Here is a 15,082-nt window from a genome sequence, read left to right as displayed (position 1 = left end):
TTCCCCTTTTAATCGATTTAACTAGGTTACTTATCTCCATAGCCGTTTGGATGGGCCTGATGCCATTTCCAGGCATCGGTAATAATGGTTTGTATGGACGTCCGCTTTGGTCTCCAGCCCAAAATGCGCCCGGCTTTTTCAGAAGAGGCAATTAGCGTACTTGGATCACCGGCTCTTTTAGGGGCGATTTTAGCGGGAAGCTCGTGGCCTGTTACTGCTCTGGCTGCTTCTGCAATCTCCTTGACTGAAAAACCTTTGCTGCTGCCAAGGTTAAAAATATTACTTTCTCCGCCATTTTGAAGATATTTCAATGCTAAAATATGAGCATCAATTAAATCCTCAACATGAATATAATCACGGATACATGTACCATCCTCCGTTGGATAATCTTCTCCGAAAATGGAAATAGATTCTCGCTGTCCCAATGCTACTTGCAGGACTACTGGAATTAAGTGTGTTTCTGGATGATGGTCTTCACCAATTTCCCCGGTTGAACGGGCACCGGCAACGTTAAAATAACGGAGCGACACATAATTCATGCCATAGGCTGTATCACACCACTTCATCAATTTCTCCATTGTCAGTTTTGTCTCACCGTAGGCATTGGTTGGATTTGTCTGCATTTCCTCCGTAATCGGTGTTTGATTCTGCTCTCCATATGTAGCTGCGGTAGAGGAGAAGACAATATGCTTAACATTAAACTCGTTCATCACTTCAAGCAGTACTTGTGTTCCATATACATTATTACGGAAATACTCGAGCGGTTTTTCCATAGATTCTCCAACAAGTGAATAGGCAGCAAAATGAAGTACAGCGTCTACCTTTTCCGTCGTAAACACTTCACGTAAAAAGTCCTTGTCTCGGATATCTCCTTGATAAAACCTTGCCTTTGGATGTATGGCACCTTTATGGCCTGTTTGCAAATTATCAACCACCACTGTGTCGTAACCTTCGTCCAGTAGTTGGTATACGGCATGGGAACCAATATAACCAGCCCCACCAAGAACTAGTATACTCATACGATCGCCTCCGTTATAATTTCCTTTGTCCCATCACCAATGCTCGCAACATAAAAATCTGCCTCATAACCGATTGTTTGTTGGTACGCATCGCCGACTTCCTGAATAAAACGTTCAATATGAGCTGATTGAACCAATGCAATCGCACAGCCGCCAAAACCGGCACCCGTCATTCTGGAGCCAACGGTACCTTCTTGCTGCCAGGCTGCCTCCACTAATGCGTCGAGTTCCGGTCCGGTTACCTCGTAATCATCCCGAAGTGAAATATGGGACTCATTCATATAGATACCGAATTGGACTAAATCACCAGCCTGTAAGGCTTGAAAGGCTTTTTTTGTGCGTTCATTTTCATAAACTGCATGGCGTGCCCGTTTTTCAAGTGTGGAATCGGCAATGACAGCTTTATGTTGATCAAAAAGATCGATAGATAGTTCTCCAAGGGAGGATATATCAGTTGCAGTTTGCAGTCTTGCAAGTGCTGCTTCACACTCGCTTCGCCGTTCATTATATTTTGAATCCGCCAGTTCTCTTCGTTTATTCGTATTCATGATGACAATCTGGTGATCTGCTATATCAAATGGGGCATATTCATAGCTTAAAGTCTGGCAATCAAGCAATATAGCTGATTTTGCTTTTCCCATTCCAATTGCAAACTGGTCCATAATACCGGAGTTTACTCCAATAAACTGGTTTTCCACCTTTTGACCAATTTTTACTAACTCGATACGGTCTATCTCTAATTGAAAGACTTCATTTACCATTACACCGATTAAAACTTCAAGTGAAGCAGAGGAAGAAAGGCCAGCTCCATTTGGAATATTGCCGTATATGAGAATATCAAGGCCGTTCGGCAGATTATTTCCATTCTCGGCTATATATCGAAGTACTCCCTTAGGATAGTTCGCCCATTGATGGGATGGGTCATAATCCAGATCATCTAAAGAAAATTCAATTATCCCGACCTCTTTGAAATTCAGTGAATATAGCCGAATAGTGCGGTCTCCACGCAGTCGTACTAACCCATATGTGCCATAGGTGATGGCAGATGGGAAAACATACCCACCATTGTAATCAGTATGCTCACCGATTAGGTTGATTCTGCCAGGTGAAAAAAAGGTACGAACCTTATCATTCATACTGCCTGAGAATATACTGTGAAATGCAGATAATAGTTTTTGATGGTCCATATTGGTCACTTCCCTCTAAATTTTAGGTAAAGCTTTTTATAATTAGTGAATCGAACAGTTTGCTTTTTAACGAGAGTATATTTCCTTTTTTTGAAAGCGTATCCAACTTTATTGTAATAAAAATTAGTAAAGTACGTCAATTAATTTTACTAAAATTTTTACTAAATAGTTTACCATACAAAAAAGCGCACATTTATTTGTGCGCTTTACTTGGAGCTTCCTCTTATTTTAAGTTGTGTAGCTATACTTACTTTCTTTGAGACTTGTCTTCCAGAAAACTGCTCAAGCAATAAATCTACTGCCGTTTCACCCATTAATTCGGTATAGACCTTAACCGTGCTTAAAGGGGGAGACATATATTTTGAAATGCTAATATCATTTACTCCAACAATACTAACTTGATCCGGTACGCGGACACCTGCATCTTGAAGGGCCCTTAATGCTCCAACAGCAATAGAGTCATTTCCGGCAAAAAAGGCTGTAGGAATTTCATCTTCGTGGTCCTTGACTGCTTGTTTCATCAGGTGGTATCCATCTTCAACAGAAAACTTGCCTTCATACACATAAGCTTCCTGATAGAGGCCCATGTCCGATAGAAATCGTTCAAAACTAGTTCTTCGAGGATCGTCAATTTTGGAAGTGTGATCCTTATAAATTTCCCGCCCACCTAAGTAGCCAATTTTAGTGTGTCCTTGATCCAGAAAATATTGAAGAATATTTCGTGTGGCTTTTTCGAAATCAACTATAACAGAATCGAATTGATCGTCATTAGGTGAACTATCTACAAAAACAAGGTTACTTGACACACTCTTTAGTTCCTCAGCCTGGTTTTCGCTGAATTTACCAATTGCGATAATCCCTTGAAATCCTTCATTTTGGAGGGAACGCAAATGCTCTATAGAAAAATTAGTGAACTTCATATTGTGGTATTCCAGGCGCTTTTCCACGCCAAGTCTGATTGCCATATAATAAAGATCGTCTAATTCCTCTTTTTCAGTATACCAATTCACGATTCCTACTTTATACATGATAGGTTTGCGTTTAGGTTTTTTTTGATAGTCTAATTCTTCAGCCGCTTCAAAAATCCTTTTTTTCGTCTCATCACTGACTGATAATGAGTTGTCGTAATTAAGCACTCTTGAAACGGTCGCAATCGAAACTCCAACCATATTTGCGATATCTTTAATGGTGGCCATTGGACAGCTGCCCCCTTTCTTTTCTAAAAGTAAAATTCGGTTATTTTAGCGCTTTCAGTATACTATACTTTTTAGTAAATTTCTTTAGATTATTTTCGTTTTATTAAGGAAGGGTGTAAGGGATAGAAGTATGAAATACATAAAATATAGATAACCATTACGATAACCACTACCAATCACTCGTGTTAATAATTCCTTGATATTTTTTAGAAGATACAAAATTATTTTCTGTGTATTTAGTAAATAAATTGATTAATTTACTAAAATTTATTATGATACCCATGAAAACGTTTTTATAATAAGTCAACAGGGGGGAACCATTGTGCAGTGGTATATCATTCTTTCTTTTATTCTCTTTACGGGTGTAGTTGCCTACTATACATTTTCAAAATTGAGGAAAGAAAGGGTTAAAGGAAAAGTATCTAAGGATAATTATTTCTTAGGCGGAAGAAGTCTAACATGGGGCGTTATTGGGATGTCCCTGCTATTAACGAACCTAAATGCCACACAATTCGTTGGAATGAGCGGGCAATCCTTTGCGGGGAATATGAGTAACATGGCTTATGAAGTTACATCCGGATTCGTTTTAGCGTTAGTAGCTATTTATCTGCTTCCACGTTATTTAAAACAAGGAATCACAACTATTCCTGAATTTCTAGAAGATCGGTATGACAGTCAAGTTAAATCGTTTGTGTCGATATTATTCTTGTTGGGATATGTGTTAAATATGCTACCAACGACCCTTTATTCGGGCGCCATTGCATTAAGCCAAATGTTTGATATTGAAAGCACTTTTCATATCAGCTATGAGGCTGGCATTTGGATTATGGTGTGGTTAATCGGAATAATCGGTTTCTTCTATGCAGTATTGGGTGGATTGAAAGCGGTTGCGATTTCAGATACATTTAATGGAGTTGCTTTGGCCATTGGCGGTTTATTAGTCCCAATTTTTGCGTTGCTTACTTTAGGAGACGGCAGCATATCTCAAGGGTTTTCACAATTTGTTGCAGCGACTCCTGAAAAGTTTAATGCAATTGGTACCAATCATGATGTTGTTCCATTTGGAGCGGCTTTAACGGGCCTTTTACTAGTGAACTTTTATTATTGGGGAACTGATCAATCTATTATTCAACGTGCTTTGGCAGCCAAGGATTTAAAAGAAGGACAAAAGGGGATCATGTTTGTCGGTTTAATGAAAATCTTTACACCGATTATTGTTATTATCCCTGGGATTATGGCATTTCAGATTATCGGTAATACGGGAGCTAACCCAGACACAATGTATTCAGCTCTTGTAACAGAAGTAATGCCGAAACCGTTAATTGGCTTGTTTGCAGCTGCCATGTTTGGATCTGTATTGAGTGTCTTTAATGGAATCTTAAATAGCGCGTCAACTTTATTTGCGATCAATGTATATGCGCCAACCTTTGGAAAAAATAAATCTGATGAGGAAATTGTCAGGAAAGGGAAATGGTTCGGTGTCTTCATTGCTCTGATCTCCATGTTTATCGCACCACTGATTATGTATGCACCAAGCGGGTTGTTCCAATACTTACAAGTTATAAACGGCTTTTTCAATGTACCAATTTTCACGATTATCTTTATTGGTTATGTGACAAAGAGAGTTCCGGCTATCGCAGCGAAAATATCCATAACCTTCTTTATTGCAACGTATGCAATCCTTCAGCTGGTTGTTAAACCTGAGATGAGCTTCTTATATCAATTGGCTATTCTGTTTGTCATCAGCTGTCTGCTTATGTTGATAATCGGTAAAATCAAACCAAGAGAAGAGGCATACGTTCTTCCAAGCCGCAATCTTGTAAACCTGGAGCCATGGAAATATCGTCAGGAAGCTGCCTGGGGAATGATCTTCTGTGTCACTGCTTTTTATATCGTATTCTCGAAACTCGGTCTCGCAAGTGAAATAGGCTTTGGTGTACATACTTGGGCTTGGCTTGCCGGAGCTGCTCTGATTTGTCTGATCGGTCTATTCGTCACCAAGAAAATCGGAAGTAGAACAAATACAGCTGAACCTTTAGAAAAAACGACTCTTAATAAAAATGTATTGTAGTAAATTTACAATATATTAATATAAAATCACTTTCCTGAGTAAGGAAGGTGATTTTTTTCGGAGAATAAATCAATCGTCTTTAATAGTTTTTCAGCAGGTATTATATGTGTTGGTTAGTAGGGTGTCGGTTACTTTAGAATACTAAATACTTTCGTAAGCAGGTGTTATACATAAATAATCCCTATAACTAAAGAGAAAGACATAAATTCTTCTTCCAATTATTATACTTTTTATTGGAAGTGTTTAGTAAAATATAACGAAAGAGGGATTGAGGTGAGATGATTGAATAAAACCAAAAAAATCATGATTGGTGTGACTGTAACTGCGTTGACCATTGGTTTGGTCGGGTGTGGGACATCAAATGCAGATCTTCCTCCAAAACCCACAGATTCAGACTGCGGAGATTGGAAATGGGATGATGATGATGGTGTTTGGGAGTGTGATGATGACAACTCGAGGTATCACGGCCATTATTATTATGGCGGTTATTTTTATGGAAATCGAAGCATGCTTCTGAACAATAAGGGCTACCAATCCTATAAAAATAGTTCCTCTTTTAAGGGGGGGATTAAGGCTAGTTCGGGATTTGGCAGCGGAACAAAATCTTTTGGAGGTTAAGCCTTTGAAAAGGGAGGATTTATATGAATTTATATCTTAATTTTCTTTCATATTTAGGAGTAGCCTTGTTATTGCTTGCTGCAGGGATTGCTTTATTTGCTATAAGTACGCCAAAGCTGAGGGAATTCAAGCTAATTTCTGAGAAGAACTCTACAGCAGCCATGTCACTCGGCGGTAAGATCGTTGGGCTCTCAATCGTACTTGGGGCAGCAATTGAATATTCCGTATCGCTTAGGGATATGGTGATATGGGGAGTTATCGGGATTGTCTCACAGATTGTTGTGTTCTTGCTTGCAGAGATTCTTACGATAAGGTTTAGCATTCATCAGGCAATCGAGGAAGATAATCATGCTGTTGGAATCATGCTAATCTCGTTGTCACTGGCTGTGGGGTTAATTTTAGCGAAATGTCTATCCTATTAAATAAGGCAGGTAAGTGGAGTGAAGCAATTAACGTATTATTTAGATAAAGGAAATGGGCGGTTTGAGCCCTTTTATCAATACAATCTCCCAACTGTTGGGGTGGATGAGTGCTATGCCAGACAGCTTTGTACGTATTTTATTGTAAGAGGAACACAATATGAGCTAATATCGAATGAAATGTCTGCTGAAGAGGAAATCCTTGTGGTTAAGGAAACAGGGAGGAATTTGCAGGGGGAGAAAGAAAAAAACTACCGCGGTCAAGGGATTCATATTGAATTCCGAAACCATGAATTACGGGAAAACTATCGGCTGCTTTCTTGCGCTCCTTACGACAGTCATTATGAAGTACTCCGCTATCTCTTGAAGGATGTAGTAGATGTACCGGGTACTGGATAGATGTTAGTGACGTCCACTGAGATTGATGAAGACCGGGGTGTTTATGTGATTTATGTTAAGGAATTAGATGATGTTGATGGATAAGTACTATGAAAGAAGAAGCGAATTTTATGATCATATAGAGGGCTTTTGGGCTAATCTTTATGGTGAGGAATATGCCTTATATGATATGAAGCTGATAGGCAGGCAAGAGGCAGCACATATACGCCTAGCTACTGAACGAATCGGCAAGGTATACTCGAAAATGGCCTCGTTATTACGTAAAGTTCCATATGAAACTTTTCTCGAGATGGGTTATCCAGAAGAGACAATTTCTTTTTTAAGACTTAAAGTTCATCCGGTTGAAAGTGTGATCGCGCGCCTGGATCTAATTCCATACGGAGATGGTTATAAGTGTATCGAGATTAATTCAGATACTCCCACATTTATTAAAGAATTATTTCATATAAATGGACGTATTTGCAAAGAGTTTGGGGCAGGGAATCCAAATGATGGCTTGGAGGTGCAGTTGTATAAGGCAGTTCAGGAAAGTATCCAGCAAGTCAGTAAGGGAAAAGCTCCGCATATCGTGTTTACGGCTCATGAGGATCATATTGAGGACAGAGAAACCGTTCAGTATCTTAAACAGGCTGTACCCTCATCCAAATTCACTCCCTTGCATAAGCTGCAAATTCAAAGAGGCGTAGGCTTATTCGATGAGAATGGAGTCAGGATTGATATCCTTTATCGGCAGACTTTTCCGATTGAAAATATTATTATGGATCAGGACAAAGATGGGAATACAATTGGCTTATGGTTGCTAGAGTTAGTGGAAGAGGGGAAGCTATCCATCCTGAATCCACCATCGGCATTTTTACTGCAAAATAAAGCAGTTCAGGCTGTCATTTGGGGATTGCATGAAGAGGGGCATCCCTTTTTTACGGAGGAGGAACATAAGTGGGTAGAGGATTATTTTCTGCCGACATACCTTGAAGCTGAGCCCTTTTTGAAAAATCAACTGCCTTATGTGAAAAAACCAGCCTTTGGGCGTGAGGGCGACACAGTTGAAATCTTTAGTGAAAATGGCCGATTAATGTACGCAGATAGCCAAAAGTCATATTCTGAGTACACCTCAGTTTATCAACTTTATATGGAACAGCCGACTGTACAATATCTAAGTGAAAAGGGGCTTCAGGAAGGCCGGTTGCTCTTGGGAAGCTTCCTGCTTAACGGAAAATCATCTGCCTTCGGCTACAGGGTTGGCGGAATGATTACCAATAATCTATCCTATTACTTGCCTGTTGGTATAGGTGATTGATAGATTGCTTGTTTTACCTTTACTATCATCCAAGGAAGGCCCTATAATAGGTTCCCTTGGTTTCCTAATCCCAATAGTTAAAAATAATCTCTCCAACTATATTAGGTTTCCAATACTTAATTTTCTCTAATTCAGCGAGAGTTAAATCATGATCGTACTGTAAAAAATCATGCTTTAAATGATTTTTAATAATGACAGTCTCGTTCAGCTCACTTGTATGCAGTACTTTATAAAAAGAGGAAAATGTCTCGACAAGATGGGGGAGATCAATGAATTCAATGTATTCATACTCAACACTTGAGGCAAAAGCAAGCAAGGGATAATGCTTATTCAGTAAAATATGTAATTCCTCATTATTAAATGATATGTGTGCATGATAAAAACTCGTTGGATATGCAGGATCTCTCCATTTATTAAGCGTTCCGCCATTGTATTTAACAATAGAATAACAGAGCTGCTTGAACTGCCTTTCGTCCATTGGTGTCAGTTGATTATCTGCTGAATCGAAGAATCCAGTTATCCCATTACGAAGCCTCATCTTATCATCACCATAACCATCTTATATTTTGGTATTATTGACCAATTAAAGAGAGTCTAACATACAATTAGTTTAGCCAATAGCTTTTTAGCGACTAATATTGCATGGAATCCTATTATAAATCTCTTTTTATAGCAATGTATCCATTTGCCATACCAATATGTAGGGCAATAAAGGTAAAATAAGAGAGAGGAGGGGTTAAAGTGGAATACATAAAATATGAAAAAAGGAAAAACTGGACTTTTAGAGTAGTTCTGCTATTACTCGCGATATCAGTCATTTATGCTATATACATGTTAATCAATGCCCCATCAGGCGTTGCTCAAAATGAATATGAACGTGTGAAAAGTGATTATGTATTAATGATTTTGCAATGTTTAACAGGATGTATAGTTATTTTCCTGCCATCCCAACTTGAACATCGCTTCCGCATAGATATACCGGATATCATGGAAATTATGTATTTTATCTTTTTATTTTGTGCGATCTACCTTGGTGAGGTTCGAAATTTTTATTATAAGGTTCCTTACTGGGATTTAATTCTACATTGCTTTAGTGCAGCTATGCTGGGAGCGTTAGGATTCATTATTGTCAATTTCCTTAACAATACAAAGAAAACAATTGATTTAAGTCCCTTTTTTGTTGCTTTATTCGCCTTTTGTTTTGCAATAACCTGTGGAACCGTTTGGGAAATTTATGAGTTTCTTGCTGATGGTGTCTTAGCAACAAATATGCAAAAATTCATTACAGGAGAGGGAGTTGTCTTGATTGGGCGAGACGCTGTAATGGATACGATGGGAGATATTATTGTAGATGCTCTCGGTGCGTTCACTGTCACAGCAATTGGCTATATTAATTTAAAAAAGCAACAAAAAAGTAGAATCGTAGAGGAAGAAGAACAGAAGATGTGGATTGAATCCGAAAAGACTGGTTCATAATTATGACAAAATGAAATTGCACCTGCAGCCATTAACCCAACCAAAGGATAATGTGCTCAGATTTATATGCATATTGAATTGAAAAAATCTTTAGCTACTCATTTTAGTAAGGAGTGATTTGGTGATAAAGATGATTGAAAAAGCAATCCAGGATATTTATCCAGATGATTTTGCTTGGTGCTATGGCTGTGGGCGACTGAATAAAGATGGACATCATTTTCGAACTGGCTGGGATGGTGATAAGACTAAAACCGTATATGAGCCAAAATCTGATCACATGGCAATACCAGGGTTTGTCTATGGAGGAGTCATTGCATCCTTAATTGATTGCCACGGGACTGGCTCTGCCTCTCTGGCTCTCCATCGAAAAAACGGATTTGATGTGGGAGATGATGCAATTCCACCTCGATTCGTAACTGCTTCATTACATGTTGATTTTATGAAACCGACACCTGAGGGAGTCCCATTAATTGCAATCGGTTCTTTAACTGAAATCCACCCGAAAAAGTGGAAAGTGGAAACAGAGGTTTATGCTGATGAAATACTTTGTGCCAGGGGAGTTGTCGAAGCAGTCGTTATGCCTGGTACATTTAAAAAATAAATGAATTAAAGGGGCAGTGTTAAACAAAGGGTAATGAGACCTTTTGTTTGCACTGCCTTTATTATTGCCTTAATATAAAACCATTTAGAGCAGCCTTTTTACTTGAGGGATAAGATACATAGTAGGAATCATTTGTTTTCTGTTTATATAAATACGCATATGAGTTTGAATACGATAGAAGTAGGGTTGGAAAAGATAGTAAGGTTGATTACTCAAAATAATGATAGTGGGGTGTATACTGAATGGATCATCAGTTGGAACTGGCAACATTTGCGGGCGGCTGTTTTTGGTGTATGGTATCACCATTTGACGAGCAGCCGGGAATTATAAAAGTCGTATCCGGTTATACGGGCGGACATACGGAGAATCCAACATATGAAGAGGTTTGCAGCGATACAACAGGCCATTATGAAGCTGTTCAAATTACATATGACCCTGAAAAAATGTCATATGAAACATTGCTTAAACAATATTGGCAGCAAATTGACCCGACAGATGCCGGAGGGCAATTTAATGATCGGGGAGATTCTTATCGAACAGCCATTTTTTATCATAATGAAGAGCAGCATCGTTTAGCAGAAGGTTCTAAGAAGGAGCTGGCCAACAGTGGGCGATTTCAGAAAGAAATCGTAACGAAGATTCTCCCGGCTGGTCCATTTTACAGAGCAGAAGAGAAGCACCAACATTACTATAAGAAGAATCCTTTTCGCTATAATCTCTATAAAGAGGGATCAAGTCGTGCTCGTTTTATAAGAGATAATTGGAAGAATACAAAAAGTGATGAGCAGCTTCGAGCAGAATTAACATCGCTCCAATACGAGGTGACAAGGAATAACGCAACAGAGCCGCCGTTTCAAAATGAGTATTGGGACAATAGGGAAGAGGGAATCTATGTAGATATCATTTCGGGTGAACCTTTATTTAGTTCACTTGACCAATATGATGCCGGCTGTGGCTGGCCGAGTTTTACGAAACCAATACAGCGACATGAAATGGAAGAAAAGCTTGATACTTCATATGGGATGCGAAGAATTGAAGTAAGGTCCAAAACATCAGACTCTCATCTGGGGCATGTTTTTGATGATGGGCCAGGACCGGATCGAGCACGTTATTGTATTAACTCCGCCGCCCTCCGATTTATCCCTCTAGATCAGTTAGAGGAAAAGGGATACGGTCAATATTTAAGTTTATTTAATAAGTAAAACTAAGAAAGGACTGCCTATTATGAAATTGGCAGTCCTTTAATCACTTGTTAATCTATTTTTTGAATTCTACCCTCTGCCTTATACTCAAACGGGGAAGGCAAGGTTTTTACAAACTCAACAGTTGCATCTATATCAACTGGTCCGACTTCCATATCTGTTGATAGCTTACCAAAGCTCGTACTGATATTTCCATACATATAGTTGTTGATCACGGCTGTGTATTCTTTATTCGGATCGACTTTACTGCCATCCGGTAAAAGGATATCGACTACCTTACCGGTTTTTGCTTGGTCATCATAAGTGTAGGTATATTTAAAACCGGATACGTGATAATCTAAACCTCTTGCTGTGATTTGTTCATTTAAAACGACTTCCAAATCAGATCCGCTAAGCTTTACTTTGTTTAATACATTACCAAAAGGCTGAATGGCGAATAAATCACCAAATGTTACCTCGCCTGCATCTAATGGAGAGCGTACACCGCCGCCATTCATTAAGGCGAAATCTGAATCCATGGCTGCCTTCATACCATCTGCAATTAAATTACCGAGAGCAATGTCACTGAGTTCCCTTGCTGTAGTTGGATAGCTTTTTTCAAGCGAAGCCGTATTATTGCCTATTATTTGCGCCTTAATGGGCTCTACTCGATCAGAGTATTTTTTTAGAATAGATGAGACTTCAGAATCTGGAGCATAGTCCTTTTGGTAAACAGTGTTTATTTTTCCTGTTTTGCTGACGATATCGCCTGTTAGTGGATCAATGGTGATGTCTACATCAGAGAAAGCATTTCCATAGGAGTAAGCTTGAACAATTAATTTTTGATCAACGACGCGGTTCACGTTTACGTGGTTATGTGCCGCAAAAATCACATCGACTTCATCATTAATCTGCTCTGCAATCCGGCTTGCATCGAAGGAATCGGTATAGCCAGTTTGCGTTGCGGGATTATGGGCAAGCACGATAATAGCCTCAATTCCTTGTTTCTTAAGTTCATCTGTATATTTGTTGATGGCAGCTACTTCATCTGTGATTTTTAATGATTCATTTCCTTTTGTTACGATCATAGTAGGCGTTTCCTGAGTTACAACGCCAATAACACCAATTTTTTCGCCCGCAGCTTCTAAAACTGTATAGGGCTGGGTGATTAAATTCCCATCTCTAGTGTCAAAAGCATTGGCAGCAACTAATGGAAAGTTCATTCCGTCATAGTCAGCGTTGCCTTTAGGATGGTCGCCGCCATTCATCATACGCTTGAGTTCATCAATGCCCTCATCAAACTCATGGTTGCCAAATGTTCCGACATCAAATCCGATTGCTTCTAATATTTCAACCGTAGGCTCGTCCTGGAATAAAGCGGAGACTAACGGACTTCCTCCAATCATATCCCCGGCATGCACTAGAAATGTATTGGGATTTGTAGCTTCTTCCTTCTTTAATGCTGCCGCTGTATATGAAATAGGTCCTGTTGGTAAATCTCCAACAGTAGTGACAGTATCTAACTGTCCGTGTAAATCATTTAATCCCAGTAACTGAACATTGACTCCGCGATTTAGATCGATATTGAAGATTCCGAAGCCTTTAGAGTCTGTTTTTCCAGTGTACGTGAATGGTGTTTCATCTGTAATATACTCTTCTGCCTTTGGTGAAGTTGTAAATGTGACATTCGCATTTCCTGATATTGGAGCAATAGACCAGTTGCGGTCAGCAGTTGGTGTGATTTCTTTTACTTCAGAAATGTAATCCATTAGAACTTGGCGGTTTTCATCTGCTGAATCAATGACCAGTTCACTGCCTTTTAATCCAGGGAAGTTACCTCCGCCACCGGCACGATAGTTGTTTGTCACAACGATAAATTCCTGATCTGGATCAATTGGACTTCCATTGTACTCCAGATTAATTACTCGGCTTGATTCTGGGTTTATAAGAGTACCGTTTGGTGCATATTTTGGAGCCTTCGTCACATCAATTTGATAATTGACACCATCGATGACATCAAAATTATATACTGCAAAGGAAGGGTTCAATAGTTCTTGTTCATTTTCTTTGGCAGGGTCTATCGTATTGAACTTCCCTGCCGACATTTCGATCCATTCTTTTACTACGGAGCCTTTGATTTTAACGGCTTTCAATGTATTGTCGTAAAGATATAAATCACCGGCGCTTCGAATGGTTAAATCGCCTTTTTTAATATCGGTAAACTCATCAACACCGTTTCGTCCGGCTTTAAACGGAGCGCCAACAGACAATATAGGCAAATCCTTTAATTCCGGTTTATTTAATTCAATGTACTTTTCTGCATACCATTTTTGTGCATTCGTAACGACCTGAACAGATGGATCGTCCTGAACCAGTGCGAAGTAGCTGTAAATATCATCAGTTGTAGTACCGATAGGAGTATCAATATATTTCAATGTACCTTCGTGATCCTTTTGAACAGCACGAACAATCGATTTATCAGGTTGTACAGACTCATCAACACTCCTTGTGGAGGATTGAGATTTGGATACTTCCCACTCACCTTTTACTTGCTTTAATGTCAAATCAATAATTCCAAGTGCAGCGCCACCATACCCTGCCTGAACAGCAGGCACGCCATTAATGGTTCCTTTAGTATTATCAACACCAGGAAGAGGATTTCCTGCAGAATCTTTGAATAAAGCATCTAATTCAGCATCGGTTTTAGCTGGGAATACTTTATGTGTGTGTGAAAAAGTGAGAGCATCAATACCAGGTACTTTGCTTAAAGCATATACGGTATCCTCCGTATTATCGAGATTCCCATTAAAACCGGAGTGAGCCATAGCAACAATCACATCCGCACCTTTTTTCTCTAGGACAGGAATGTATTTTTTAGCAGTTGCTACAACATCCTTTGTAATGACCTTTCCATCAAGATGGGCCTTGTCCCATTCGTTGATTTGTGGTGGAACAAAACCGATATAGCCAATCTTAATGATTTTGGTTTTTCCGGATTGGTCTTTAACTTTTTTATTGACGATTTTATAGGGCTGGAATTTATGAACATCATTGCGTGGATTGTTATCCTGATCATCAATGTATACGTTTGCATTAATGACAGGAAAATCAGCGTCATTATATACTTCGTTCAGATATTTCAACCCATAGTTAAACTCGTGGTTTCCAAGAGTCGCTATATCATAATCCATGATATTCATAGCCTTTATGGCTGGATGTGTTTCTCTTCTTTCTAACGGATCGATTTTAGCTTTATATGTGCCAAGAGGTGTCCCTTGAATTAAATCGCCATTATCAACTAATACAGAATTTTTTACTTCTGAACGTGCCTTTTTTACGAGAGTAGCTGTTTTAGCTAAACCTATGTTAGGGGCGGAGCTATCTTTATAATAATCATAGCTTAAAAGATTAGTATGAATATCTGTCGTTTCCATAATACGGAGTTCTACTTGTGATTGTCCCTTAGGCTTATGATGCTTGTGATTGGTGGCTTCTGCTTCACTTGTCATAAATGATGTTGCTGCCAAGCTGATTGCCATTGTACTTGTTAAAAAGATCCGACCTTTAATACTACTCCATAGTTTCATACGAGGCACCTATCCTTTGTATTTTTTTGAG

Annotated in this window: 13 protein-coding genes; 8 read left to right on the top strand and 5 right to left on the bottom strand. The window is 39.1% G+C overall.

The window, feature by feature from the left end; translation table 11 throughout:
- Positions 1 to 26: 26 nt before the first annotated feature.
- From galE to AC4BHP_RS14280, 3 genes are all read right to left on the bottom strand, one after another.
- Positions 27 to 1,019 carry a UDP-glucose 4-epimerase GalE gene (gene galE, locus AC4BHP_RS14290; RefSeq protein ID WP_490552972.1) on the bottom strand — a complete coding sequence of 331 codons (993 nt, stop codon included), beginning with the start codon at positions 1,017 to 1,019 and terminating at the stop codon, positions 27 to 29.
- Entirely contained in the window at positions 1,016 to 2,206 is a 1,191-nt protein-coding gene (locus AC4BHP_RS14285) for a galactokinase (protein ID WP_490552970.1), read from the bottom strand. The genes galE and AC4BHP_RS14285 overlap by 4 nt, the downstream gene beginning before the upstream one ends.
- A gap of 206 nt (positions 2,207 to 2,412) precedes the next feature.
- Positions 2,413 to 3,402 carry a LacI family DNA-binding transcriptional regulator gene (locus tag AC4BHP_RS14280; RefSeq protein ID WP_066109631.1) on the bottom strand — a complete coding sequence of 330 codons (990 nt, stop codon included), beginning with the start codon at positions 3,400 to 3,402 and terminating at the stop codon, positions 2,413 to 2,415.
- 322 nt (positions 3,403 to 3,724) lie between these two features.
- Here AC4BHP_RS14280 and AC4BHP_RS14275 point away from each other — a divergent pair, with 322 nt between their 5' ends.
- From AC4BHP_RS14275 to AC4BHP_RS14255, 5 genes are all read left to right on the top strand, one after another.
- Positions 3,725 to 5,473, top strand: coding sequence for a solute:sodium symporter family transporter (locus AC4BHP_RS14275; protein ID WP_490552968.1), 1,749 nt, complete (start codon positions 3,725 to 3,727; stop codon positions 5,471 to 5,473).
- A 282-nt stretch (positions 5,474 to 5,755) separates the two neighbouring features.
- Positions 5,756 to 6,091, top strand: a complete 336-nt coding sequence (locus AC4BHP_RS14270) for an aminotransferase yhxA (protein ID WP_066109628.1) — start codon at positions 5,756 to 5,758, stop codon at positions 6,089 to 6,091.
- A gap of 23 nt (positions 6,092 to 6,114) precedes the next feature.
- Positions 6,115 to 6,513, top strand: coding sequence for a DUF350 domain-containing protein (locus AC4BHP_RS14265; protein ID WP_490552966.1), 399 nt, complete (start codon positions 6,115 to 6,117; stop codon positions 6,511 to 6,513).
- An 18-nt stretch (positions 6,514 to 6,531) separates the two neighbouring features.
- Positions 6,532 to 6,909 carry an RNA helicase gene (locus tag AC4BHP_RS14260; protein WP_490552964.1) on the top strand — a complete coding sequence of 126 codons (378 nt, stop codon included), beginning with the start codon at positions 6,532 to 6,534 and terminating at the stop codon, positions 6,907 to 6,909.
- 76 nt (positions 6,910 to 6,985) lie between these two features.
- The gene (locus AC4BHP_RS14255) at positions 6,986 to 8,206 is read left to right on the top strand and encodes a glutathionylspermidine synthase family protein (protein WP_490552962.1); all 1,221 of its coding nucleotides are present in this window, start codon (positions 6,986 to 6,988) and stop codon (positions 8,204 to 8,206) included.
- A 64-nt stretch (positions 8,207 to 8,270) separates the two neighbouring features.
- Here AC4BHP_RS14255 and AC4BHP_RS14250 read toward each other — a convergent pair whose 3' ends face one another.
- On the bottom strand, positions 8,271 to 8,744 hold the full coding sequence (locus AC4BHP_RS14250; RefSeq protein WP_490552960.1) for a hypothetical protein: 474 nt from the start codon (positions 8,742 to 8,744) through the stop codon (positions 8,271 to 8,273).
- Between the two features lie 203 nt (positions 8,745 to 8,947).
- Here AC4BHP_RS14250 and AC4BHP_RS14245 point away from each other — a divergent pair, with 203 nt between their 5' ends.
- The 3 genes from AC4BHP_RS14245 to msrA all read left to right on the top strand — a co-directional run bounded on the left by AC4BHP_RS14245 (position 8,948) and on the right by msrA (position 11,485).
- Complete coding sequence (locus AC4BHP_RS14245; protein WP_490552958.1) at positions 8,948 to 9,682, top strand: DUF2238 domain-containing protein; 735 nt, start codon at positions 8,948 to 8,950, stop codon at positions 9,680 to 9,682.
- Positions 9,683 to 9,812: 130 nt separating this feature from the next.
- A complete protein-coding gene (locus AC4BHP_RS14240; RefSeq protein WP_139892341.1) occupies positions 9,813 to 10,283 on the top strand; it encodes a PaaI family thioesterase in 471 nt (156 codons plus the stop codon).
- A 242-nt stretch (positions 10,284 to 10,525) separates the two neighbouring features.
- On the top strand, positions 10,526 to 11,485 hold the full coding sequence (gene msrA / locus AC4BHP_RS14235) for a peptide-methionine (S)-S-oxide reductase MsrA (protein ID WP_490552956.1): 960 nt from the start codon (positions 10,526 to 10,528) through the stop codon (positions 11,483 to 11,485).
- 50 nt (positions 11,486 to 11,535) lie between these two features.
- On the opposite strand, the gene AC4BHP_RS14230 is transcribed toward msrA, so the two are convergent.
- On the bottom strand, positions 11,536 to 15,051 hold the full coding sequence (locus AC4BHP_RS14230) for a bifunctional 2',3'-cyclic-nucleotide 2'-phosphodiesterase/3'-nucleotidase (RefSeq protein WP_490552954.1): 3,516 nt from the start codon (positions 15,049 to 15,051) through the stop codon (positions 11,536 to 11,538).
- Between the last annotated feature and the right edge of the window lie 31 nt (positions 15,052 to 15,082).

The organism is Pradoshia sp. Z4_20 (genome assembly GCF_058216035.1).
The sequence above is the reverse complement of the archived record's forward strand: the minus strand, read 5'-3'. Positions and strand labels throughout refer to the sequence as shown.

Bases quoted from the DNA above. Each gene is read 5' to 3' on its own strand.
- AC4BHP_RS14250 (WP_490552960.1), bottom strand. From the start codon at position 8,744: ATGAGGCTTCGTAATGGGATAACTGGATTCTTCGATTCAGCAGATAAT.
- AC4BHP_RS14285 (WP_490552970.1), bottom strand. From the start codon at position 2,206: ATGGACCATCAAAAACTATTATCTGCATTTCACAGTATATTCTCAGGC.
- galE (WP_490552972.1), bottom strand. From the start codon at position 1,019: ATGAGTATACTAGTTCTTGGTGGGGCTGGTTATATTGGTTCCCATGCC.
- AC4BHP_RS14280 (WP_066109631.1), bottom strand. From the start codon at position 3,402: ATGGCCACCATTAAAGATATCGCAAATATGGTTGGAGTTTCGATTGCG.
- AC4BHP_RS14255 (WP_490552962.1), top strand. From the start codon at position 6,986: ATGGATAAGTACTATGAAAGAAGAAGCGAATTTTATGATCATATAGAG.
- AC4BHP_RS14230 (WP_490552954.1), bottom strand. From the start codon at position 15,051: ATGAAACTATGGAGTAGTATTAAAGGTCGGATCTTTTTAACAAGTACA.
- AC4BHP_RS14240 (WP_139892341.1), top strand. From the start codon at position 9,813: ATGATTGAAAAAGCAATCCAGGATATTTATCCAGATGATTTTGCTTGG.
- AC4BHP_RS14265 (WP_490552966.1), top strand. From the start codon at position 6,115: ATGAATTTATATCTTAATTTTCTTTCATATTTAGGAGTAGCCTTGTTA.
- msrA (WP_490552956.1), top strand. From the start codon at position 10,526: ATGGATCATCAGTTGGAACTGGCAACATTTGCGGGCGGCTGTTTTTGG.